The sequence below is a fragment of the Flavobacterium sp. JAS genome, from assembly GCF_020991455.1.
Lineage (GTDB): Bacteria > Bacteroidota > Bacteroidia > Flavobacteriales > Flavobacteriaceae > Flavobacterium.
Genome location: NZ_JAJMOX010000006.1, coordinates 260,199 through 285,318 on the forward strand (window position 1 = coordinate 260,199; position 25,120 = coordinate 285,318).

A 25,120-nucleotide genomic window follows, 5' to 3' on the forward strand; every position below is an offset into this window, starting at 1 on the left:
AAAAACAAATGTCAAAGATATTACTGATAGAAGATGATATTTCGTTTTGTAAATTATTAGAAAAATTTCTAGTAAAAAAAGCATACGAAGTAACTATTGCTTTCTCAGCTACAGAAGCCAAAATAGCAATCAAAAACGAATCGTTTGATTTGATTTTGACAGATCTTCGTTTGCCTGATTCTGATGGTATTGGACTTATGTCTGAATTTAAAATTTCTCACCCTCATATTCCTGTTATCCTTATGACAGGTTATTCAGATGTTAATACAGCCGTAAAAGCGATCAAGAATGGCGCTGCTGATTATATTTCGAAACCCTTCAATCCAGATGAGGTTCTATTGGTAATTACCAATGCTTTGAAAAATTCAGAAGCAGAAGAAGAGATTCCGGTAAAAGAAAAGAAATCCAATAAAAAACCAGTTGCTACGGAAAATGAATTTGTAAAAGGAATTTCTGTTGCTTCTAAAAAACTTTTAGATCATATTCATTTGGTAAGTCCAACGGATATGTCGGTTTTGATTATTGGAGAAAGCGGAACCGGAAAAGAAATTATTGCCAAAAGCATTCACCAGCAAAGTACCAGAAAAAACAATAATTTTATTGCAGTCGATTGTGGAGCGATTCCCAAGGAATTAGCAGCAAGTGAATTCTTCGGACATTTAAAAGGATCTTTTACAGGTGCAATAAGTGATAAAATGGGTTATTTTGAAGCTGCAAATGGCGGAACTATTTTTCTGGATGAAATAGGAAACCTTTCGTATGAAAACCAAATTCAATTATTGAGAGCGCTTCAGGAACGAAAAATAAAACCCGTTGGAAGTAATAAAGAGATTAACGTCGATATAAGGATCATTACCGCTACAAACGAAGATTTACGTGAAGCAGTAAAAAATGGCGATTTTAGAGAAGATTTATACCATAGAATCAATGAATTCTCAATCCTTTCACCGTCATTAAAAGATCGTGACGAAGATTTAATGGTTTTTGCCGATTATTTTCTGGAAAAAGCCAATCAGCAATTAAATAAAGAGATTATTGGATTTTCACCGGAAGTAGTTACAATTTTTCAAAACTACAATTGGCCTGGAAACCTGCGTGAACTGCAAAATTGTGTCAAACGCTCTACACTTTTGACTCAAGGGAATTACATCGAAAGTGATGTTTTGCCAGCGGAATTTTTTCAGATTCAAAAACAACAAAATAACAACGGCAGTTTTTCATTATCAGAAAACGAAAAAGAAGCGATTATTCATGCCTTATCAAAAGCAAAGAATAACAAATCTGAAGCTGCAAAATTGTTGAAGATTACCAGAAAGACACTTTATAACAAGCTAAAGCAATATAATATAGATTAAGCTATTTCCTGTTTTAAGGCTTCGAAAAGCAAGTTAGTTTTTGCTTTTAAATCTTTAAAAACACTTTTCATTTCAGAAATTTCAAAATCGTTTTGCTCTAGTTTTTTAAGAATATTGCCAATTTCTTGTGCCTCAATTTGTTTGAACATTGGAGCAATTCTATGAGCAATAGATTTAATCTCGTCTCTGTTTTTTTCTTTAATAGCATTTTCAAGAAAAGTCAAATTTTCGGTACTGCTTTCCAGAAACGATTTTAAAACTTCTTTTAATGCGGTATTATCGTTGCCTAAAAATTCATTCAGGGTTTTTAAGGAGAACAATTGCAAGGAAGTATTCTCGTCATTTTCTATAATTTCGGTATTCGGTAATTCGTCGTTTTCAAAAATGTGTCCAATTGTTTCCAATAATACTTTTGGCGAATAAGGTTTCTTCATTACCGTTGTAAAACCGGCTTCAGTATAAACCGAAAATTCCAAATCAGTTCTTCCTGTTAAAGCAATTACGGGTTGATTTTTATAAGTTGTATTTTCGGAACTTTTTAATTTTTCAAGAAATGTAAAACCATCCATTTCCGGCATTTGAATGTCAGTAATTACAAAGTCAAAAGAAGTAGTTTTAATCGCTTCTAAAGCTTTATTCGCACTATTAAACGATAATACATGATGACCTTCTTGTTTTAAAACACCGCTTGTTAAATTCAAAAGATTGGTATCATCGTCAAGAACAATAAAAGTTTGTTTTTTAATTTCTCGCGAAATCGGTTTTTTAATTTCTGAAATTAAATTCTGGCTGGTATCAAACAATAAGGGAAGCTGAATCTTAAAAGTACTTCCTTTCCCAAAAATACTTTCAAGTTGTAAATTTCCACCTAAAATAGAAATTATTTTCTGGCAGATTGATAATCCTAAACCGGTTCCTCCGTATTTCTTTTCGATGTTTTCATTCGCCTGAGCAAATTCTTCAAAAACTAATTTCTGATTTACTTTTTCAATTCCAATTCCTGAATCTTCAATTGTAATTGTGAAAAACTGATTGTCTTCAGAGATAAAAGCGCTGATTCTTATAAAGCCTTCTTCTGTAAACTTATAAGCATTTCCAATAATGTTGCTTAGAATTTGTTTCAATCGAAACGGATCACCAACTATTCTCGAATTCAGTTTTTCATCGACATTAATAATAAGGTCGATGTTCTTTTGTTTGTAAACCGTTTGAATACTTTTGGCAACTTCTTCAATAATTTCTGGCAAAAGAAAAGGAACTTTTTCAATAGAAATTTTTCCCGCCTCAATTTGAGAAAAGTCTAGTAAATCCTGGACTAATTGTGTAATATATTCGGAAGAATTTTTGATGTTTTTAATAAAATAAGATTGTTTAGTATTCACATCAGAATTGCCTAAAAGTTCGGAATAACCAACAATTGTACTCAACGGCGTTTTTAAATCATGACTTACGGTCGAGATCAGTTGTTCGCGGCTTTTAAGCAGGTTTTTAGTTTTGAAATTGGCAATTTCAAGCTGTTTTTTATACAATTGCGATTTAGAATAATCACTCACAATTAAAATAGAGAAAAACAAAGTCAGCACTAAACCAATAATAGCCGAAGCTGTCACAATTTCGTTGACTTTTTTAAGAGATTTTTCTTTTAAGGAATTGTTCTTTATCGAGTTAATGATAATTTCTCTCTCAATAATCCGAAGTACCTTTCGGAGTTGTTCAGAGATTGCAATTTCATTTTTTAATAATTTGTTTTCCTGGAAATTTAATGACTCTTTTTTCTTTTCGGCACGCATTTTTACAGAGCTCAAAAGTTTTTTAGAATTTGCCAAAATAGAATCAGAAGCTTGTTTACTTAATGTATTGGTGCTGTCGTCAGGAATATTTTGATTGAGATAATCAACATATTTCTGAAGGACATTTTTTTGATAACTACCTAATTGGTTTGGGTTTTTAGTGAAATCCTGAAGTTCTAATTTACGGAGTTTAAACTCCATTTTGGTAATTTCATCAATAGCAGTATTTACTGAAACTTCGTCGTCAGCTTTATTCTTTATGGTTTTTAATTGCTGAATATTTTTGGTTTTTTCAGACAAATAATAGGTAACACTATCTAATAATGTTTTTTGATATTGGGTCGTAACAATTTGTTTTAAAGTATCGATTCTGGATTTTAAGGAATCTGTTTCGGTAAGATAACTTTTAAAGTCGCTTTCTGAGTTTGTCTGAATTGTTTTTCGGGCCAGACTCTCTGTTTTGTAAACATTAGAGAATAATTTACTGACTCTTAAAATTTTGGTTTTTTCGAATGCAATTTTATCTTCTAACTTATTGTAAACTACATTTTCAGAATATAAAAACCATCCCACCGTAACAACCAAAGCCAGTAATGCAACATAGCTGAAGAGGACTTTTAGTGCTGTATAACTTTTTTTGCTCTCCATAGATTGTGGTAGTAGAATTTTGGAAGTTTTTTTAATGAGGAATTCACTGCAATTTATTCAAAAAAAACCGTTTTTAAAAGAGAAAACACGGTTAATCTGTTACATAATTCGAAGGCCTAAAAAGCAAAATAGCCGCAGATTATATAAAATCTACGGCTATTTTTATCTTAATTTATTGGATTAAAGCGTTTCTTCTAACCATTTAAAAAATTCACCTTGCCAAACCTGAGCGTTTTGTGGTTTTAAAACCCAGTGATTTTCATCTGGGAAATAAACCAAACGGCTCTTGATTCCTCTTAATTGCGCAGCCTGAAAAGCCTCTTGTCCTTGTCCAATTGGCACACGGAAATCTTTCCCGCCCTGAACAATTAGAATTGGTTTATTCCAGTTTTGAACTAAAATTGCAGGATTAAAAGTAGTGTAAGCTTTTTGAGCTACTGCATTGTCTTTTTCCCAGTAAGCACCACCAAAATCCCAGTTGTTAAAGAAAACTTCTTCAGTAGTTCCCAACATACTAACGGTATTGAAAACACCATCGTGAGCGATAAAAGTTTTGAAACGGTTTTTGTGAATTCCAGCTAAATAAAATACAGAATATCCTCCGTAGCTTGCACCAACGCAACCTAAACGAGATTTGTCAACATAACTTTCTTTAGATACATCGTCAATCGCAGAAAGGTAATCGTCCATAACCTGTCCGCCCCAATCTTTACTAATTTGTTCGTTCCATTCAACACCATGACCTGGCATTCCACGACGGTTTGGCGCAACCACCACATAACCTTTAGCAGCCATTAACGAAAAATTCCAACGGAAAGAATACGATTGTGTCAACGCAGATTGTGGCCCGCCTTGACAGAATAATAACGTTGGGTATTTTTTAGAAGCATCAAAATTTGGAGGTAAAATTACCCAAACCAACATTTTTTTGCCGTCAGTAGTTGTAACATAACGTTTCTCAGTTTTGCTAAGCGCTAGAGTTTTGTACGTTTCTGTATTTACGTTTGAGATTTGTTTCCAGGTGTTTTTCTTCAAATTATAAGAAAAAATCTCCGCAGCGTGATTCATATCATTTCGGGTAACAATAATATCGTCGCCAACAAAACCAACTAAATCATTAACATCAAAATCACCATTTGTCAATTGACGAACCTGAATTGCGATTCTTGTTAATCCTGGAAAGTTCACCGTAAAAAGTTGTTTTGTTCCATCAACCGGAGCCACAAAAAATACATTTTTACCATCTTTACTCCAGATAAAATTATCTACAGTACCATCCCAGTTTGCAGTTAGGTTCGTTTTGATACCTTTAAAATCAACAATAATATCGTTTTTATCAGCTTCATAACCATCACGTTTCATTTGCAGCCAAGTTAGGTTTCCTGTTGGAGAAAATTGTGGTGCAGTATCGTAACCTAAATTACCTTCGGTTCTGTTTGTAGTTTTTTGAGTTTCTAAGTTGTACTCATAAATATCTGTGTTCGTAGAAATCGCATATTGCGTTCCTGCTTTTTTCTTGCAAACATACAAGATGCTTTTTCCGTCAGGAGACCAGATATAATCTTCGTCACCACCAAAAGGTTTTTGAGGAGAATCAAAATTTTCACCTTTTAAGATGTCAATTCCAGTTGAACCGTCTTTATTTTCTTTGTAAAAAACGTGATTGAATTTACCTTCATTCCAGGTATCCCAATGACGGTAATCTAAACCATCATAAATTTGAACTTCTGATTTGTCTAACTTCGGATAATAATCTTTACCCAAAACTTTGTCAACTTTTACTTCTTCATTGTACACTAAAAATTTTCCGTCAGGCGAAACATTTTTGTCAGCCAAAACTTCTTTTGTGTCTTTGATTTCAGTTGCATTTCCACCGTTTACAGGTATAGTGTAAAATTTAGAATGCGATTTGTTTTCTTCTACAGAAGGAGTAGAAACCTTGAAAACAACATTTTTCGCATCTTTTGAAAGTCCAAGCGCGCTGACTCTTCCTAATTTCCATAACAATTCTGGCGACATTACATTCTGTCCAATGGCGTTTAAACTCATCATTATTAAGGTTGTAAATAATACTTTTTTCATAATAAAATTCTATAATTCGTGAGGCTAAAAATACAACTTTTAAATTCCAATCTTTAAATTCCAAATCCCAATTATTGTTAAAAGTTACCCTCTTTTATAAATCATTTTGTTATCCGAAGCGTGAGGGCGCTCAGTTTGACATTGAGATAAAATTTTAAGTTCTATTTTTTTAGGCAAAGAACCGCCACGAATTCACGAATTAACTTGAAAATTCGTGAATTCGTGGCAAATAAAAATACGTTTAAAACTAAGTTTTGGAATTTGGAATTTTAAAATTGAAATTTATTTTTTGGTACAAAAAATCAGTATTTTTATAAAAAATTGACAAATGGAATTGAGTTACTGGGAACTTAAAAATTGGTTTACAAATGTTGACTATACGATTGTAGGAAGTGGCATTGTAGGATTGCACGCTGCATTACGCTTGCGCGAAAGATTTCCGGCTGCAAAAATTCTAGTATTAGAAAAAGGAATGTTGCCACAAGGCGCAAGTACCAAAAATGCCGGTTTTGCCTGTTTTGGAAGTCTTTCTGAAATTATGGACGATCTAAAAACACATTCAGAAGAAGATGTCGTTAACTTGATTGAGAAACGTTGGAAAGGTTTGCAATTACTCCGAAAAAGATTGGGAGATTCGGCCATTGATTTTAAACCTCATGGCGGATATGAATTGTTTTTGAAAGAAGATGAACTTGGTTTTGGAGAATGTATTTCGAAATTGTCCTTTATAAACGAAATTTTAAAACCACTTTTTAAAGCCGATGTTTTTACTAAAGAAACAGACCGATTCGGGTTTGGAAATATTCAGGATTATTTAATTTTTAACCCGTTTGAAGCGCAGATTGATACCGGAAATATGATGCAGGAATTGTTACGACAAGCCGTTTCTGAAAATATTTTAATTCTCAATCAACAAACGGTAACGGCATTTTCTGATTTGGGGGATGAAGTCGAAATCGTTTTGAATGATTTTAGTTTTAAATCCAATAAAATGCTTTTTGCTACAAATGGTTTTGCGAGTACTTTGACAAAAGGAGCCGTTCAGCCAGCAAGAGCACAGGTTTTAATTACGGAGCCAATCCCAAATTTAGATATTAAAGGCACTTTTCATTTAGATAGAGGTTATTATTATTTCAGAAATATAGGGGATAGAATTTTGCTTGGTGGCGGACGAAATCTTGATTTTGAAACTGAAAACACAACCGAATTTGGTCAGACGAAAATTGTGCAAAATAAATTGGAGGATTTACTTAAAAATGTAATTTTACCAAATCAGGATTTCCAGATTGCACACCGTTGGAGTGGCATTATGGGAGTTGGAAATAGTAAAAGCCCTGTTGTTGCACAACTGTCTGAAAACGTGTTTTGTGGAGTGCGTTTAGGCGGAATGGGTGTGGCAATTGGCAGTTTAGTAGGAACAGAATTAGCAGATTTAATATAATGGCAGCAACCAAAAAACCAGCACCAAAAAAAACTACAACCGCAAGTAAATCAAAACCAGCTTCGAAAAAGGGCAATCGCTCTTTTGGCGAAAAAGTAAAATGGTTTTTTATAAAAGCATGTTTATGGTTTTTTGGAGTTTCGATCGCATCTGTAGTGTTTTTTAAATATGTTCCAGTACCGTTTACGCCTTTAATGATTATTCGTGCAATCGAAAATAAAATGGCAGGGAAAGAAGTTTATTTTGATCACGACTGGGAACCAATCGATAAGATTTCGATGAATCTTCAAAAAGCGGTAATTGCAAGTGAAGACGGAACTTTTTTATCACATAATGGTTTTGATTTTAAAGCATTGCAAAAAGCGTATAAAAGCAACGAACGCGGCCGCCGAATTCGTGGCGGAAGTACCATCTCGCAACAAACCGCCAAAAATGTTTTTTTATGGCAGGGGAAAAGCTATTTGCGAAAAGGATTAGAAGCTTATTTTACCGTTTTGATTGAGATTATCTGGGGTAAAGAACGCATCATGGAAGTTTACCTGAATAGTATCGAAATGGGCGATGGTGTTTACGGTGCATACGCTGCGACCGAACATTGGTACCGTCGTGACGCTTCGAGTTTAACACCAATGCAAGCTGCAGGAATTGCTGCAATATTGCCAAATCCAAGAAAATTTAAAGCAACTGGATCTTCAAGTTATATTAACAGACGTAAAGAAAGAATCGTTCGTGAGATGCGCGCTGTTGGAAAAATAAATTATAATGCGAAGTAAAAAAGCTTTTTTTGCGTTCCTGATATTGTCATCAACTTTGATTTTTGGACAAGCAAAAACTAAAGAAATTGGTCTTATTACCGATAATGACTTATACACTTCATCTAAAAATGATATGTATTATACCAATGGCTTGGAATTTTTCTATCGCTTTCTGTCCAAGAATAACAACGAAAAGATTAATAAAAAAATCACCGAATTTCGTATCGGACAATATATTTATAATCCGAGATTTATTAATGAAGAATCGGTCTACGAAAATGATCGCCCGTTTACGGCTTATCTTTTTGCCGAGGCCGGACGAAGTTTTTTCTATAAAAGTGAATCGGTTTTAAAGACTGATTTTCAATTGGGTTTTATGGGGCCAAATGCTCTGGGCAGAGAAACTCAGGAAAGTTTTCATCATCTTATTGGTTATAAAAATGTTTACGGCTGGGAAAATCAGTTGCATAATGCGTTTGGAGTTCAGGCGCATGTTTTATATTCAAAGAAATTATTCCCGAATAAACACAATGATTTTGTAGATCTTCATTTTCAGTCAGAAGGTAATCTGGGAACTATTTTTACGGGAGTTTCTACTGGACTTTTAGCCCGAGTTGGTTTCAAGAGATTATTGCCAATATATGACTCGAATTTACACGATGCTTCTGTAAGCTCAGCACCGCAATACAATATCAGAGAGTTTTATTTCTATGCAATTCCAAGTGTTAATTACCAATTTTATGACGCTACAATTCAGGGAAGTTTATTTAATAAGACAAGTCCGTTAACTTTTGATATAACTCCGTGGCGCTTTAATGCCGAATTTGGTTTAAAATACCGCCATAATAATTGGAATTTATCCTATTCTTTTATCTACCGAGGCCGAGAAGTGGAACCTAATGATATTACAGATACTAATACGGGTTATTTTTATGGTTCTATTCGATTGGGGTATTTGTTGAAGTAAAGTGTTTCAATACATAAGTTATAGTAAATATTAATATTGCAATTACAATGAATTTCTTTAAGAATGAAAGTATTTTGGTTTTTGAAGTTTTGTAAATATTCTCTTTTTAAGATTTTTGATATATAAAAAAGTAATGATACCGTTTAAAGAGATATTTTTCAAAAGTTATAGCTCTATCAGGATAATTTTTGCTTAAAATGTAATACTTAACTTTTTGATAATACAGAGTTTATTTATAGTTTCTTAACTTTAAGTAAAAATTTAAGCTATGGGAATTAATTGGTTTGTAATAGCGATTGTGGCAGTACTAGTAATTATTCTAATTGTACTGACAATCAGAAAAAATAAGAAAGAGAAAAAGAAATTGACAGATTTATTGAATAATGATTTCAAAAAAACTGTAAAAGATAGAATAGACCCTGATGACTCGGCAAATGAGAAGTAAGAATCATTTAAATAAAAAAGTAAAACCCTTGTAAATTTAGTTTTACAAGGGTTTTATTTTTGTGGAGAATACCGGATCCGAAAGGGGGAGACTTCGTTGCACCCTCGCTCTGTAAAGTCTCCCGACTTCGTAGCGACAACGATAAGCAAATATAGTTTTAACAACATAGCAGTTGAATTATTAAATCAAAAAAAAGCCACTCGTTTGCGCAAGCGTCCCGCTTGTGCCCGTAACGATTATGACAAGATTGTACAAAAACTAAAACTTCTCATGATATTCTCCGTTAGGAGAAAAATGTTGGTAGAAAAAAATACCATAAAATAAAAATTTGTCCCGTAGGGACTATATATTTATATAATAAAACACTCCATTTTAGGTGTAGTCCCTACAGGACTTAATTGTGGGTGGATGGCTGATTCTTTCTACCAACCTATAATCTCTCCGAGATATTTTTTTATCTGCTTCGCAAAGTCTTCGGAATTCGTAGCGACAACTACAAGCAAAAAAAGTTTTAACGCACGGGATTGAAGATGATAGGTGACGTATTAGAACGGTATAAAGTCGGGAGACTTCACACAGCTTTTGAGTATTTGTCGAAGTAGTTTTTACTTATTGTTTTGTAAAATTTCCGGGTAAGTTTCCTCTTGATTCCATTTTGGTATTTGATGTTTTTGCAAAATTAAATCGAATAGGCATACTTTCTTTAATTGGGATACAATCAAAAATGTAATAATCTGAAGTTTCCGAAATTACTTGAATGCTGCTACTGGCGAGTTTATAATATTGCTTATTAAATGAAACTGTCTTGTCATTCGAAGTATATGTTATATCGTGCTTTGTAAAAGTTAGAATGTCGCCAGAGGTGTTTTCTTTCCATGTTCCCTGTACCCACGAAGGCGGATAAAAAGCACCAGGTTCGTCACTAGAAGAACACGAAGCTAAAGCAATTAATAATAGTCCAAAAATTATCTTTCTTATTTTCATTTTATTTAATATTAATTTGCCAAATGTAAGTAAAAACTACTATTTAAATATTTTTCGACTAGCAAATATGTAAGATTTAACTTTAAATTGTGTTATAATGTTGTGAGTTTTACATAAAATTAAGAATAAGTAAAATGGGAAAATGGGTTTTAGTAATAAGGATGGACTAAATGGTTTTTTTATTATTAAGAGTTTGTTCTAAGGTTTATTATGCTATGATTTGTGGGGAGTAACTGCGAAAAAGAGTTCTTATAAAAACTAAAACTTCTAATCTAGCCCCGATTGAAACGGTATCCTTTTTCTTCCGCCGCGGCGGACAGAAAAAGATATAGTGGAAAGCGGGACAAGTGGTCTTCTGAAAACTATATTTTCTGCTCCTGAATAAAAAATAAAAATCCCAAATGCCAATCGAAACAGATTTGGAATTTGGGATTTTAAAATGATTGGATTTTAAAACTTAAGGTTTCAAAATCAAAACAGATGGCGTATTGTTTAGCCATGTACTTTGAGATTCTATTAGTTTTTTCCAGCTGTCAAGACTTATGATCATTAAGTTCTGACTTTCTAAGAATTCTTTTTTAAGAGTTCTGTCGTGCATAATCATGATGTGGTTTGGTGCAATTTGTTCTATTGAGCGAATTGTTTCCTGAATATCACGAGTATTTTTTACTTCGCCACTTGCGTCGAGAACTGTAATTTGTGAGCCGTTATTATTGATTAACTTTTTGGCATATTCTATTAAAAAAGCATCTTCTTTACTGAAAATCGGCATGAAAACCTGATTTACTTCTTCTAGTTCTTTGTCAATAAAAATTCCGACAGGCATTCTGCTTTTTGCAATGATATGACGTGTTCTTTCGTCAAAAGGAGAATTTTCGAATAAACCTTCTTTTCCGGTAAACTTATCGATCAAACGATCCGGATTCACGATTCGGGTTGTAAAGCCAAGGATTTTCCCCAGTAAAGTTCCGTCAAAAATAGATTGACCTAAGCCAACTAATAATAAATCGTATTCGCCTTGGTTTGCCGTGTCAATAATATCAGTATCAATATCATTTGTGACTTTAAAAACGCTTACCATATTTTGGTTCAAACGCTCTGACTCTTCAATAACCGGAACCAGCATTTTTCGTTCGTGATCTTTGATGTCAAACGAATGTATTTCGGTACTTAAAGAAAGATGCATTGCAGTTACAATCGAATTATCACCTTGTTTTTTGACTAAACTATTAGCAATTTGAAGTAATTTTTTTCCTTTTTCAGGCGTTGCGAAAGAAAGTAGAATCTTGTATTTGCTTTTATTGCCAATTTCCTGCGGAATTGCGGTTATTTTATCTTTAAAAATAAATCCGATAAAGTCCAGTGCAGGGCCTGTCATAAAAGTGGTTACCAGAGCCATAATAACCATCATAGTGAAAATTTCGGTAGACAAAACACCTAAATCATAACCAATGTTTAGAACTACTAATTCCATTAAACCACGTGTATTCATTAAGGCTCCAATGGCTAAACTGTCTTTCCAGCTTTGTCCGACAAATTTTGCAGCAAAAGCACTTCCAAAGAATTTTCCAACTACGGCAACGGCAATAATTACTGCTGTAACTTTCCATAAATAAGGATCGTTCAATAAACCAATTTGTGTACGTAAACCTGTAAATACAAAGAATAAAGGCAATAAAACAATGATGGCAACGTCTTCGACTTTTTCTATAAAAATATTTCGGAACTTGTTGTTTTCCGGCATAATTACTCCAGCCAAGAAAGCGCCAAATAAAGCATGAATTCCGATTAATTCAGAAGCATACGCTGAGAATAAAAGCGTGATGAAAAAGATTGCTACGACTGGTTTGTTTAAACTTTCGCGAGTTGAATTTAAATCTCCAACACGTTTGAGGAACGGACGAACTATTTTTAGCATTACAATTACATACAAAATAGCCAAACCTATAACATATAAAGCACTTGTAAATGAACCCGCTTTTACAATCGCGATTACAACTGCAAGAATACACCAAGCTGTAATATCATCTGCAGCAGCACAAGTGATGGCGATGGTTCCTAGCCTTGTTTTTTGCAAACCTCGTTCCTGTACAATTCGGGCAAGAACCGGAAACGCTGTAATACTCATGGCGATTCCCATAAATAATCCGAAGGAAGCAAATTCAACTCCAACCGGCGCAAAAGTATGATAGATAAAATAAGCTAAAGTTAATCCCAAAGCAAAAGGAATTACGATACTCGCATGACTAATTACTACAGCATCATGTGCTTTGTTTTTTAATACTTTCAAATCCAATTCCATTCCAATCACGAACATGAAAAGAATCAAACCAATTTGGCTTAAAAACTGTAAGTTTCCTAAAGATTCTTTTGGGAATAAAGTGTGTGAGAATTCAGGAAAATACATTCCGACCAATGATGGTCCTAAAACAATACCTGCAATCATTTCGCCAATTACAGATGGTTGTCCAATTTTTCTAAAAAACCATCCGAATAAACGTGCCACTAAAATAATAGTAACGATCTGAGCCAGTAAAATTGCTAGAGGATGTTGCAGATTTTCGACCATGGAATGAATGAAGTCATTCCAATGATTGCTTTCGATTTTTTTCTTTATAATTCCACGTCCCACTTCAAGTGCAGCACCTTTTGAAATTACCCAATATATTAAAGCGGTGAAACCACCAATAACAGTAATGTAAAATAAGGAGTTTTTAATGTTATTCATAACTCGTTTTTTAGATTTTAATGCTACAAATATCAGCACTGAGATTTAAGTGAAAAAGGAATTTTAAACCTAATTTTCAATGTATGTAACAAGTCCGAAAAACTTTGTAATAAGTTATAATTTTACCTTTTTCAAAAAGTCAGAACGATACGTTTCGCTTAAAATTAGCGTACTATTTTTATCATTTTTTTCTAAATGATGCAATACAATTTCGTTATGATTAAAAAACTTAATTGCTTTTACGGCGACAATTTCTTTTTTGTTTATTCGGCAGAAATCAGCATCAGGTAATTCGCTTAAGAGGGTGTCAAATTTTACGTTTTTCAGGTTTAGAAAACTCCCGTCAACCAAAAGAACTGTTTTGTCGCGGCTATCACTAACGGCTGTTTTGATATACTGAATCTGATTAAAATACAATAAGGTTTTACCTTTATCGGTATTTAATTGTGTGAATTTTTTGGACGCATCGGGTTTTTCAAAACGTTCAAGAGTTTTTGAGATTGCTTTTTGCAAACGTTCCAGTTTTACCGGTTTTGTGATATAATCTACTGCGTCGATGTTAAAAGCATCGGCGGCGTATTCTTTATAAGCCGTGCAGAAAATAACTAATTTATTATCCAGCATTTCTGCCAGATGCAAACCATCAATTCCCGGCATTTCGATATCTGATATTAGTAAATCAAAATCGAGATTCGGGATTTCGGCAAGGAGTTTTTCAGGATTATTAAAGGTCTTTACGATTTCGACTTCTGGAATTTGTTCGCAAAGCATTTTTAGGTACATTAATCCTGGTAACTCATCGTCCAGTAGCAAGCATTTCAGTTTTGTATTCAAGTAAATCTATTTTAAGATGGGCGATATAAATGTCGTTTTCTACGAATTTATCAAGTTTGAAATTGTTTTTATATATAATACGCAATCTGTGTTCTAAAGTGGTGTGGCCAAAACCGCTGCGTTCTTTTTTTAATACTTTTTTATCGGATATTTTGTTCGAAACAGTCATAAAAAAAGCATTGTCTTTAAATTCAAAAACTACTGATATAAAAGCATCGGCACTTTGCAAATCAGCGTGTTTAAAGGCATTTTCGATTAAATCGATCGAAATTAAAGGTGCCAATAAAGGTTGTTCGTATAATTTGTCGTCCTTATTGATATTGGTTTTGATCTTTAATTCAAAAAGCGGACTGATTTTGATTTTGTTGATTTCGATTAAATTCAGGGCAAAATCAATTTCTTCTTTGGCGGTAACAAATTTCTTTTTGCTTTCGTATAAAATATAATCCAAAACATTCGCCAGTTTATCCAAAGCAAAATAAGTCTGATAAGCATGTGACTGAATCGAATTCAGGATATTCTTAAACAAATGCGGATTCAGTTTTGATTCTAAAGTTTCTAACTGCAAATCATTCACCTTCATTTCGAGTGCATAAAAACTCTTCTCGGCATCATCTTTTGCTTTTTTGAATTGCAATAGTTGATACATTAAAAAACAGATAATGACAATTAGCAATAAAAGAATTGCCAGAAAAATAAAAGTGATAGTGTTGTTTTCTTGCATTGTTATGTAAAGTTTTTTGCCACGAATTTCACGAAAAAGCACGAATTAAAATTATTATAAATCTGCTTAAATCTGTGTAAATCTGCGTGCTATTTTTTTGCCCACGGATTTTGCGGATTAAACGGATTTACGCTGTTTGTGTTTGTTATTTTTGATCGTAAAAAGAAATCCTATAAATCTGTTATCTGCAAAATCTGCGTATTGTTTTTTTGCCACGAATTCACGAATTTAAAATTTAAATAATCTGCTTAATCTGCAAAATCTGCGAGAACATTTTTTTATTTAATTTAAAATAAATTAAGTCGGTGTAAATCCGTTTAATCCGTAAAATCCGCGGGCAATATTTCTTAATGACTAGAAACAAACTTCAACCCAATAATTGAAGCAATTAAAGTCGAAAGAAAAAATATTCTCCAGAAAGTTGCCGGTTCTTTAAAAATTAATATTCCAACCAAAACAGTTCCAACGGCGCCAATTCCTGTCCAAACGGCATAAGCGGTTCCAATTGGCAAAACCTGCGTGGCTTTGTATAATAAAAACATGCTAATCGAAAGACAAACAAAAAAGCCAATCATCCAGTAAGTAGATTGTATTCCTGTTGTTTCTTTGGCTTTGCCTAAACAGGAAGCAAATGCAACTTCAAAAAGTCCTGCAATTATTAATAAAATCCAGTTCATTTTCGTTTCATTTTTAAATTTAAGTACAAATATGAGAAAAGCTAACGTAGGATTGTATAAAAGATCTAATTTTTCCTAAAAATCAGAATATCAATTGTGTTAACAAACAGTAAAAACGAGCCGAATATTTATGATTTCGAGCACTTTTCACTACATTTGCATCCATTTTAAAGAATTTATGAAAAACGCTGTACAAGTTGGATTTTGGGAAAAATTAGCCAGAATCATACTTAAAAATAGAATTGCGATACTCGTTGGGGTTTCAGCTCTGACAATTTTCCTTGGTTACCAATGGAAAAACCTTGCTATGACCTATACTGAAGCGAATTTGCTTCCTAAAAATCATATCGCGAATAAAGACTATCAAAAATTCCTTGACAAATTTGGTGAAGAAGGGAATCTTGTTGTAATTGGTTTTCAGGATCCTAAGTTTTTTACTCCAAAAAATTATGCAGCCTGGAATGAATTAATGACGGGTTTAAAAAAGTCTAAAGAAGTTGATCTAGTAGTTTCTTTAAATGATTTGAAAAAACTGGAAAAAGATACCGTTAACGAAAAATTTGTTCTGGCTCCGTTTATAGATCAGAGTAAAGCGGTTGATCCTGAATATTTAAAAAAGGTACAATACGATTTATTTCATAATCTGCCTTTTTACGAAGGATTATTGTATAATAAAGAAAGCGGTAGTATTCGTTCAGCGGTTTACATTAATAAAGCGCTTGTAAATACGGCCGAAAGAAAAACTTTTATCCTTGAAAATTTGGTTCCGAAGATCGATAAATTTGAGAAAACTACCGGAATCGATTTGAAAGTTTCGGGAATGCCATACATCAGAACAATTAATGCTGATAATATGAAAGGCGAAATAGGCCTCTTTATTGGCGCGGCTTTATTCACCGTTTCGTTGATTTTCTTTTTCTTTTTCCGTTCGTATAGAGCAACATTTTTATCCATTTGTATTTTACTTGTTGGTGTAATCTGGTCTTTTGGGACACTTGGATTATTTCATTATAAAATAACGATTTTAACGGCTATTATTCCGCCATTAATTATTGTAATTGGTATTACGAATTGTATTTTCCTGATCAATAAATACCAGCAGGAAATAAAATTGCACAACAATCAGGCAAAGGCTTTACAACGTATTATTTCAAAAATTGGAGTTTCGACTTTAATGACGAATTTGACAACGGCGATAGGTTTTGCGACGTTTATGATTACAGGAAACGATCTTCTTTTTGAGTTTGGTTTAGTGACTTCGATCAACGTGATTTCGGTTTATTTATTGACGCTTTTAATTGTGCCAATTGTGTACAGTTTTATGGAAGTTCCGGGAGAAAAACATTTGTACCATTTGACTAAAACCTACATTTCGACTTTGTTGGATTTTGTAGAGAATGTGGTGAAATACAAACGAAAAGTAATCTATACTATTTATGGATTGTTATTGGTTTTTAGTATAATTGGAGTTTTGCAAATGAAAGTTTCAGGAAGTTTAATTGGTGAAATGCCAAAAAGCGCTTCTTTCTATAAAGACATTCTGTTTTATGAAAAAGAATTTAACGGTGTAATGCCACTCGAAATAATGATTAACACCAAACATAAAAAAGGTGTTATGAAATTATCGACAATGCGAAAAATGGATGAGTTGCAAAACACAATTGCAAGTCTTCCGGAATTGTCAAAACCGGTTTCTGTGGTGAATTTGGTTAAATATTCGAAACAGGCTTATTATAACGGAAATCCTGAATATTACCAATTGCCAACTGCGCAGGAACAAGCTTTTATTTTGACGTATGCTAAGAATGCAACAAAAAATAGTAAAGACAATCTAATGAAAGCGTATGTAGATTCGACTGGACAATATGCCCGAATCACAACTTTCATGAAAGATATTGGGACGCATGAAATGGCGAAAGTCGAGAAAAAATTACACAATAAAATTGATGAGATCTTTCCTAAAGATCGTTATGAGGTTACCGTTACCGGAAAAGCATTGGTTTTCCAGAAAGGAACATCTTATTTGGTTGACAACTTAATCGAATCGCTGATTTTTGCGATTTTGGTAATTGCGATTTTGATGCTTTATTTATTCAGATCATTCAAAATGGTTTTTGCATCGGTAATTACGAATGTTTTGCCGCTTTGTATTACGTCTGGATTGATGGGTTATTTCGGGATTCCGTTAAAGCCGTCTACAATTTTAGTATTTAGTATAGCGTTTGGAATCTCGGTCGATAATGCGATTCAGTTTATGGCAAAGTACAAACATGATTTAATACAAAGTAACGGGAAGGTGAAAAAATCTGTTTTCAGTGCTTTGAGAGAAACCGGAATTAGTACTTTTTATACTTCGGTAGTTTTAATTTTAGGATTTGCTACTTTCACGCTTTCTAGTTTTAGCGGAACGATTGCTCTTGGAGGATTAATTTCTTGTACATTGGCGTTTGCAATGTTTGCTAATTTATTGGTTTTACCGGCTTTGGTTCTGACTTTTGAGAAAAAGAAAGCGAAGAAAGAGGATTTAGAAGGGCTGGAAGATTAGTTTTTTTTCGCCACGAATTCACGAATTAAACATATAATCTTTGTCAAAGTTTGAACGCAAACTTGTCATTTCGATGAAGGAGAAATCTCCGCGAGAAGCTCTACAAAGATTGGCTTTTAGTCGCGGAATTACTTGCGGAAATCCCTCGTTCCTCGGAATGACAAAAATGAAAATAATCGGTTCTTTTTGGAAACTAGCGCCGAGCCCTGATAGTCCCGAAACTTAGGGAGTACCCTTTTTCTTACTTCTTTAGAAAGAAAAAGATATAGCGGATAGCGGGAAACAGCTTCTAATTTTAATTATTATCGTTTATATTTGCAGTTATTACACAACAAATAATTTAATTTCAATATTATATATAAAATGAAACACACAAAAGTTAAAGACTTATTAAACAGTACGACGACGCTTCAGGAGGTTAATGCAAAAGGATGGGTGAGAACATTTAGAAATAATCAGTTCATCGCGCTTAATGACGGTTCTACCATTAATAATATACAATGTGTTGTTGATTTTGAAAATACACCGGATGAAACTTTAAAAAGAATTACTACCGGAGCTGCTATTTCTGTGATTGGTACTTTGATCGAAAGTAAAGGTGCGGGTCAGAAATATGAAATTCAGGTGAATAAATTGGAGATCTTAGGAGATTCTGATGCGGAGAAATTCCCAATGCAGCCTAAAAAACACTCTTTAGAATTCTTAAGAGAAAATGCACATTTACGTGTTCGTACAAATGCTTTTGGAGCAATTATGCGCGTGCGTTCGGTATTGTCGTTTGCGGTTCACAACTATTTTCAACAAAAAGGATTTGTGTATGTAAATACGCCAATTATTACCGGATCTGATGCTGAAGGTGCTGGAGAAATGTTTAAAGTTACGGCTTTGCCTTTCGACAATACGCCAAGAACTGAGGACGGAAAAGTAAACTATAAAGAAGATTTCTTTGGAAAAGAAACGAACTTAACGGTTTCGGGACAATTAGAAGGAGAAACTTTTGCAATGGCTTTGGGTCAGATTTATACTTTTGGACCAACTTTTAGAGCTGAGAATTCAAATACTTCTCGTCACCTTGCAGAATTCTGGATGATTGAGCCAGAAGTTGCTTTCAACGACCTTGATGACAACATGGATTTGGCTGAAGATTTTATTCAGTATGTTATAAAATATGCTTTAGACAATTGTAAAGATGATTTGGCATTCTTGGAAGGAAGACTTATTGAAGAAGAAAAATCAAAACCTCAAGCGGACAGAAGCGAAATGCCTTTGTTGGAGAAATTAAATTTCGTTTTGGAGAACAACTTCAAACGTGTTTCTTATACTGAAGCAATTGATATTTTGAGAGATTCAACTCCAAATAAAAAGAAAAAATTCAACTATATCATCAACGAATGGGGAGCTGATTTACAATCAGAACATGAACGTTTCTTGGTTGAGAAGCACTTTAAATGTCCGGTAATTTTATACGATTACCCGGCAAACATTAAAGCTTTTTACATGCGTTTGAATGATAATACAGAGCCTGGAAGAGAAACAGTTCGTGCAATGGATATCCTTTTCCCTGGAATTGGAGAAATCGTTGGTGGTTCTGAAAGAGAAGAGCGTTACGATGTTTTGATCGAAAAAATGAAAGCTCTTGAAATCGACGAAGAAGAATTATCATGGTATTTAGACACCAGAAGATTTGGATCAGCGACTCACGCAGGTTTCGGATTAGGATTTGAGCGTTTGGTATTGTTTGTAACTGGAATGACAAACATTAGAGATGTAATTCCTTTCCCGAGAACTCCGGGTAACGCAGAATTTTAATAAAAAAAGTTATAAAATTTGTTTCAGGTTTCAAGTTTCAGGTTGTTGAACGTTCAGCAACCTGAAACTTGAAACTTGAAACTTTTAACAAAAATAAATGCTAAAGCAATTTTTAAATTTAAAATTATCCCAAAAATTATCTCCACAGCAAATTCAGCTGATGAAGTTAATTCAATTGCCTACGCAAGCTTTTGAGCAACGTTTATTAGAAGAAATGAACGAAAATCCGGCTCTGGAAGCTGGAAAAGAAGAAGAATACGAAGCTGATGAATTCGCAAATGAAGACTACGACGATTATGACGATGCTGAATCGGACAGAATCGAAGCGGACGATATTAACATTGATGAATATTTAAGCGACGACGATACTCCGGATTACAAAACTCAGGTGAACAATTATAGTGAAGACGAAGAACGTGAAACACCTTTTGCTTCGCCAATTAGTTTTCATCAGGATTTAATCAATCAGCTGAATACTTTTATTTTGAATGATGAAGAACGCGAAATCGCCGAATTCCTTGTTGGAAGTATTGATGATATGGGTTACATCCGCAGAAGCGTTCCGGATATTGTAGATGATATGGCATTTACTCAGGGTATTTATACCGATGAGAAAATGGTCGAAAAAATGCTTCAGGTGATTCATGAACTAGAACCATCAGGAGTTGGAGCGCGTGATTTGCAAGAATGTTTATTGCTGCAATTAAAGCATAAAACGCCAACGGAATATGTTGATTTAGCGATTGATATTATCGAAAATCAGTTTGATGCTTTTACTAAAAAACATTACGATAAACTACTTCAAAAATACGGTGTTTCGAATGAACAGCTTAAAAAAGCGATTCATGAAATTGAAAGACTAAACCCGAAACCAGGAGGATCTTACACCGGAAACAATAAAGTAACCGAAAATGTAGTTCCGGATTTTGCGATCAGAATTGTTGACGGCGAACTTGAACTGACCTTAAACGGAAGAAATGCTCCGTCTTTGCATGTTTCTAAGGATTATCAGGAAATGATGCAGACGTACAAAGATTCCCGTGATAAATCATCGGCACAAAAAGATGCGGTTCAGTTTATTAAACAAAAACTGGATTCGGCAAAATGGTTCATTGACGCGATTAGACAACGTCAGGAAACACTTTTTGTAACCATGAATGCGATTATGCATTATCAGGAAGAATATTTCTTAGACGGTGACGAAACCAAACTAAAACCAATGATCTTAAAAGACATTGCAGATATGGTTGGTTTGGATATTTCGACGATTTCACGTGTTGCAAACAGTAAATATGTTGAAACGCCATACGGAACAAAACTTATTAAAGAGTTTTTCTCTGAAGCGATGAAAAACGATCAGGGTGAAGATGTTTCGACTTTGGAAATCAAAAAAATTCTTCAGAATACAATTGAAGAAGAAGATAAAAAGAAACCTTTGCCGGATGATCAATTGGCAGAAATATTAAAAGAAAAAGGATACCCGATTGCTCGTAGAACGATTGCAAAATATCGTGAACAACTTGATATTCCGGTAGCAAGAATGCGTAAGAAGATTTAATATAAACCGGACTGAAGTCCGGCCTTACAATATTGTTCGAGCCGAAGGCTCTTTTACAGTTTCAAAGGAACCTATTATATTGTAGAGCTGGACTTCAGTCCAGTTTAGACAAAGGAATATCATTTTATACAAATAGAAAACCCGACAAATTCAAAATCTGTCGGGTTTTGTTTTATAATAGAATTTCTAATTATTTATACTGTTCGGGCGTTATTGTAACCTCAAACATATAGTTTTCTTTTTTGTCATCATAATTATAAATTAAAGTAAAATCGTTATCCCGAAATGCCTGAAGTCCCGGATTTGCTTTAACGGTACTAAGAAGACTTTCTTCAATGTTTTCTTTGATTATTTTAATATCAGCAGTTTCTTTTTCAACATTTAATAAAGTCAAATTGTACTGAACAACTTTGTCTTTTGGCAAAGTAACATTGTCCAGACGAATTCCTTCCTGAATGACTAAAGGGCAATTTTGATTGTACTTTTCAACCAATTCAACCATTTCCGTGTCAGTCACAGGTTCTTTAAAAGAATAATATAAGACTAAAACTAACGATAATGCTACAATTGCACTTATTACTAAAATAGTTAAATTCTTTTTTGTTGTAGGTTTCTGCATTTGTAGTTTTTTTGTTGTGAAGAAAAAGAATATTTACTTATCCTGACTTTTTTTCATCGCATTATAATAAGCCGCACGGCTTAGCGGTTCGTATTCTTCAGTTTCACCTAGCATAACTAATTTGTCGTTATCTGTTTTACGGAAACTATAGTTAGCAAGATTTCCCGTTCTGGTACAAACGGCGTGAACTTTTGTTACATATTCGGCTGTAGCCATAAGTGCAGGCATTGGTCCGAAAGGATTTCCTTTAAAATCCATATCAAGTCCGGCAACTATCACACGAATTCCCTGATTAGCAAGATCATTACAAACCGTAACGATTTCATCATCAAAAAACTGAGCTTCGTCAATACCAATAACGTCGCAGCCTTGTGCTAAGATAGCAATATTGGCGGCGGCGGGAACCGGAGTTGAACGAATTTCGTTGGCATCATGAGAAACGACCATTTCGTCATGATAGCGGGTATCAATAGCGGGTTTAAAAATTTCGACTCTTTGTTTGGCAAATTGGGCGCGTTTTAATCTGCGGATTAACTCCTCGGTTTTACCCGAAAACATTGATCCACAAATAACTTCAATCCAACCAAATTGTTCTTTGTGATTTACTGTATTTTCGAGAAACATTTTGTATTTTTCTACCTTTAAAAATGAATAGTTTTTATTACTTTGTACTGGTAATAAATTGACGTAAAATTTTGATGTTTTACGTTTTTTCAAAAGTAGAAAATTTTTATCAAATCGGAGATTCGCGAACACTTATTAACAGAAATAAAAAATTGTTCTGCGAATTTTCCACAAGAATAAAAGCATTAGATTACAAAATATACTAAAATACCCTATTCACTATAATTTCAACAGTTATGAAAAAAAAATTGGAAGCCGATTTAATCAGCATTGCACATCGAATTTTAAAGCTTAAAAACAAATCCGATATCAATCAATTGTATCTTGAAACGCAGAAATTATATGAGAAATTAGCGGTCTTGAAGTTTGTAGACGAAAACTTTGATACTGTAAAACCAACAATAAGTCACAGTGAAATCAGTTCTGAGGTTGAAAGGATCTTCGAAAAAGAAGCAGAAGTTTCGGCTGAGGTCGTAATCGAACCAGCAATTGTTGCCGAAGAAATTGTAGTAGAAGAAACTCCGGAACCAGTAATTGTTGAAGAAGTAGTTGCCGAAACTACTGAAGAAATAACATCTGAACCGATTGAAGAAGTAGTTGCTGAAACTCCTGACGAAATAACTCCTGAAGAAGATGAAGAAATTATTGAAGAACCTGTAATTGAAAAAGAGGAGGAGCTTGAAGCGATTAAAGATACTGAACCTGTAGAAGAAACTAAAGCACTTTTTGAAGAAATTTCATTTACAACAATCAGTGATTCAAAACCAATTCCTAGTTTTATTCCAGCTTTTGAATTGGATAGAGAAGAAGAAAAAATTGAAGATAAAGTAGAAGAGAAGATAGAAACTTCGACAAAACCAGAACCTGTTTCGATTTTGTTTGAAGATTTTGGAATCAATTATGCAGATGCTGAGTTTGTAAAAGTAGATAGCTTTGAAGCCGTTTCTCCAGTTCCATCAATCAGTGAATTTAAAGAGGAGAAAATTGTTGAAACAGCGGTTTTAGAAACTCCTGCAGAACCAAAAGCAGTTACTTTGAATGAAAAACTGGCAAAAGGCTTTCATGTTGATTTGAATGACCGAATTGCTTTTACTAAAAATCTTTTCGGAAATAGCTCTGAAGATTATAGCCGTGTTCTAAATCAATTATTGACTTTTAATTCGTACGGAGAAGCGAAAGAGTTTATCGATAATATGGTAAAACCGGACTATAATAATTGGGAAGGAAAAGACGATTATGCAGAACGTTTTCTGGGAATTATCGAGAAGAAATTCGCATAAACACGAATTTCACGGATTTACACGAATTAAAAATAATTTTAGTAATTATTAGTTTGTGCAATTTTTAAACAAACAGAATTCGTGCTAATTAGTGAAATCTGTGTTATCTTAATTTAAATTTAATTATGTCTAAATTATATATCGTTCCAACGCCAATTGGCAATCTTGAAGATATGACTTTTCGTGCCATTCGGATTCTGAAAGAAGTCGATTTGATCCTGGCTGAAGATACCAGAACGAGTGGGAAATTGTTGAAGCATTTTGAAATTGGCACACACATGCACAGCCATCACATGCACAACGAACACAAAACAACTGAGAATTTAATTGCACGTTTGAAAGCCGGTGAGAATATCGCTTTAATTTCGGATGCAGGAACTCCGGCGATTTCAGATCCCGGTTTTTTATTGACGCGCGCTTGTGTCGAAAATAAAATTGAAGTAGAGTGTTTACCTGGAGCGACCGCTTTTGTGCCCGCTTTAGTAAACAGCGGATTACCAAATGATAAATTTGTTTTTGAAGGTTTTCTGCCTGATAAAAAAGGACGTCAAACTCGATTTTTGGCTTTAGCCGAAGAAACCAGAACGATGATTTTATACGTTTCTCCGCATAAACTCGTTAAGACTTTAGCAGAGTTTATACAGTATTTTGGAGAAGACAGACAAGTTTGCGTTTCAAGAGAATTATCAAAACTGCACGAAGAAAATGTTCGCGGAACCGCAAGAGAAGTATTGACTCATTTTGAAAAAACAGCACCACGCGGCGAAATAGTCGTAGTTGTTGCCGGAAAAACAATAATAAAAGAACCTAAGAAAAGTAAGTTTTCGAAGGACGATGAAGAGTGATTATATGAGAAAAGAATCTTTTAACAGAATAACACTTTTACTTATAATCTCTTTACTAGCATTTTCTTGTAAATCAAATCTTGACAAACAATTTTCATTAGAAAATGATCAATTAATAAAAGAATGGAAATCCGAAAATGAAAAGTTTATCAAGGAAAATTCTGGAAAACTAACTGACTCAGTAATGTTAAAGTCGTTGGACAGTATAGTAATTGAATATACAATCAATAAAAATAAAAAATTAGCTGTTAAATTTATCAAATCAGAACGTGGTGTAAAAAGATTGAACTTTTTAAAGAAAAATTTCAACAAAGAAGAGATAAAAATTCTTCTAAAAAAAGTTCCAGAATCAATAAAAACAGACACAAATTACAGTGCTTTAAAAAAATATATAAGTTCAGAATAAAAAA

Annotated in this window: 20 protein-coding genes; 11 read left to right on the forward strand and 9 right to left on the reverse strand. The window is 33.7% G+C overall.

Going from position 1 to position 25,120, the window contains the following annotated elements; translation table 11 throughout:
* The first annotated feature begins 8 nt into the window (after positions 1-8).
* On the forward strand, positions 9-1,355 hold the full coding sequence (locus LPB88_RS10675; protein ID WP_230715327.1) for a sigma-54 dependent transcriptional regulator: 1,347 nt from the start codon (positions 9-11) through the stop codon (positions 1,353-1,355).
* On the opposite strand, the gene LPB88_RS10680 is transcribed toward LPB88_RS10675, so the two are convergent.
* A complete protein-coding gene (locus LPB88_RS10680) occupies positions 1,352-3,793 on the reverse strand; it encodes a hybrid sensor histidine kinase/response regulator (protein ID WP_230715328.1) in 2,442 nt (813 codons plus the stop codon). The genes LPB88_RS10675 and LPB88_RS10680 overlap by 4 nt on opposite strands.
* Positions 3,794-3,973: 180 nt before the next feature.
* Positions 3,974-5,875 (reverse strand): S9 family peptidase, encoded by a 1,902-nt coding sequence (locus LPB88_RS10685; protein ID WP_230715329.1) that lies wholly within the window; start codon positions 5,873-5,875, stop codon positions 3,974-3,976.
* A 328-nt stretch (positions 5,876-6,203) separates the two neighbouring features.
* Between LPB88_RS10685 and LPB88_RS10690 the strand changes: the two genes are divergently transcribed.
* The 4 genes from LPB88_RS10690 to LPB88_RS10705 all read left to right on the forward strand — a co-directional run bounded on the left by LPB88_RS10690 (position 6,204) and on the right by LPB88_RS10705 (position 9,483).
* Complete coding sequence (locus tag LPB88_RS10690; RefSeq protein WP_230715330.1) at positions 6,204-7,316, forward strand: FAD-binding oxidoreductase; 1,113 nt, start codon at positions 6,204-6,206, stop codon at positions 7,314-7,316.
* The gene (gene mtgA, locus LPB88_RS10695) at positions 7,316-8,089 is read left to right on the forward strand and encodes a monofunctional biosynthetic peptidoglycan transglycosylase (protein ID WP_230715331.1); all 774 of its coding nucleotides are present in this window, start codon (positions 7,316-7,318) and stop codon (positions 8,087-8,089) included. The genes LPB88_RS10690 and mtgA overlap by 1 nt, the downstream gene beginning before the upstream one ends.
* Positions 8,079-9,038 (forward strand): lipid A deacylase LpxR family protein, encoded by a 960-nt coding sequence (locus LPB88_RS10700; RefSeq protein ID WP_230715332.1) that lies wholly within the window; start codon positions 8,079-8,081, stop codon positions 9,036-9,038. Before mtgA ends, LPB88_RS10700 begins: the two co-directional genes overlap by 11 nt.
* A gap of 268 nt (positions 9,039-9,306) precedes the next feature.
* Positions 9,307-9,483 carry a hypothetical protein gene (locus LPB88_RS10705; protein WP_230715334.1) on the forward strand — a complete coding sequence of 59 codons (177 nt, stop codon included), beginning with the start codon at positions 9,307-9,309 and terminating at the stop codon, positions 9,481-9,483.
* Between the two features lie 609 nt (positions 9,484-10,092).
* Here the strand turns inward: LPB88_RS10705 and LPB88_RS10710 are convergent.
* The 5 genes from LPB88_RS10710 to LPB88_RS10730 all read right to left on the reverse strand — a co-directional run bounded on the left by LPB88_RS10710 (position 10,093) and on the right by LPB88_RS10730 (position 15,430).
* Positions 10,093-10,467: a hypothetical protein gene (locus LPB88_RS10710; protein ID WP_230715335.1), complete on the reverse strand. Its 375-nt coding sequence runs from the start codon at positions 10,465-10,467 to the stop codon at positions 10,093-10,095.
* 457 nt (positions 10,468-10,924) lie between these two features.
* Positions 10,925-13,195: a cation:proton antiporter gene (locus LPB88_RS10715; protein WP_230715337.1), complete on the reverse strand. Its 2,271-nt coding sequence runs from the start codon at positions 13,193-13,195 to the stop codon at positions 10,925-10,927.
* Positions 13,196-13,309: 114 nt separating this feature from the next.
* Complete coding sequence (locus LPB88_RS10720; protein WP_230715339.1) at positions 13,310-14,029, reverse strand: LytTR family DNA-binding domain-containing protein; 720 nt, start codon at positions 14,027-14,029, stop codon at positions 13,310-13,312.
* Positions 13,992-14,753: a sensor histidine kinase gene (locus LPB88_RS10725; RefSeq protein ID WP_230715341.1), complete on the reverse strand. Its 762-nt coding sequence runs from the start codon at positions 14,751-14,753 to the stop codon at positions 13,992-13,994. The genes LPB88_RS10720 and LPB88_RS10725 overlap by 38 nt, the downstream gene beginning before the upstream one ends.
* Positions 14,754-15,100: 347 nt before the next feature.
* Positions 15,101-15,430 (reverse strand): multidrug efflux SMR transporter, encoded by a 330-nt coding sequence (locus LPB88_RS10730; RefSeq protein ID WP_089353252.1) that lies wholly within the window; start codon positions 15,428-15,430, stop codon positions 15,101-15,103.
* Between the two features lie 178 nt (positions 15,431-15,608).
* On the opposite strand from LPB88_RS10730, the gene LPB88_RS10735 reads away from it, so the two are divergent.
* The 3 genes from LPB88_RS10735 to rpoN all read left to right on the forward strand — a co-directional run bounded on the left by LPB88_RS10735 (position 15,609) and on the right by rpoN (position 21,342).
* The gene (locus LPB88_RS10735) at positions 15,609-17,975 is read left to right on the forward strand and encodes an RND family transporter (protein WP_230715342.1); all 2,367 of its coding nucleotides are present in this window, start codon (positions 15,609-15,611) and stop codon (positions 17,973-17,975) included.
* A 363-nt stretch (positions 17,976-18,338) separates the two neighbouring features.
* Complete coding sequence (gene asnS, locus LPB88_RS10740; protein WP_230715343.1) at positions 18,339-19,784, forward strand: asparagine--tRNA ligase; 1,446 nt, start codon at positions 18,339-18,341, stop codon at positions 19,782-19,784.
* Positions 19,785-19,881: 97 nt separating this feature from the next.
* Positions 19,882-21,342, forward strand: coding sequence for an RNA polymerase factor sigma-54 (gene rpoN, locus LPB88_RS10745; RefSeq protein ID WP_089353249.1), 1,461 nt, complete (start codon positions 19,882-19,884; stop codon positions 21,340-21,342).
* 190 nt (positions 21,343-21,532) lie between these two features.
* Here rpoN and LPB88_RS10750 read toward each other — a convergent pair whose 3' ends face one another.
* Positions 21,533-21,961, reverse strand: a complete 429-nt coding sequence (locus LPB88_RS10750) for a hypothetical protein (protein ID WP_230715344.1) — start codon at positions 21,959-21,961, stop codon at positions 21,533-21,535.
* A 33-nt stretch (positions 21,962-21,994) separates the two neighbouring features.
* The gene (locus LPB88_RS10755) at positions 21,995-22,585 is read right to left on the reverse strand and encodes a thymidine kinase (protein WP_230715550.1); all 591 of its coding nucleotides are present in this window, start codon (positions 22,583-22,585) and stop codon (positions 21,995-21,997) included.
* Between the two features lie 236 nt (positions 22,586-22,821).
* Between LPB88_RS10755 and LPB88_RS10760 the strand changes: the two genes are divergently transcribed.
* From LPB88_RS10760 to LPB88_RS10770, 3 genes are all read left to right on the forward strand, one after another.
* Entirely contained in the window at positions 22,822-23,865 is a 1,044-nt protein-coding gene (locus LPB88_RS10760) for a hypothetical protein (protein ID WP_230715345.1), read from the forward strand.
* Between the two features lie 125 nt (positions 23,866-23,990).
* Positions 23,991-24,710: a 16S rRNA (cytidine(1402)-2'-O)-methyltransferase gene (gene rsmI, locus LPB88_RS10765; RefSeq protein ID WP_230715346.1), complete on the forward strand. Its 720-nt coding sequence runs from the start codon at positions 23,991-23,993 to the stop codon at positions 24,708-24,710.
* Positions 24,711-24,714: 4 nt separating this feature from the next.
* Complete coding sequence (locus tag LPB88_RS10770) at positions 24,715-25,116, forward strand: hypothetical protein (RefSeq protein ID WP_230715348.1); 402 nt, start codon at positions 24,715-24,717, stop codon at positions 25,114-25,116.
* Positions 25,117-25,120 lie beyond the last annotated feature (4 nt).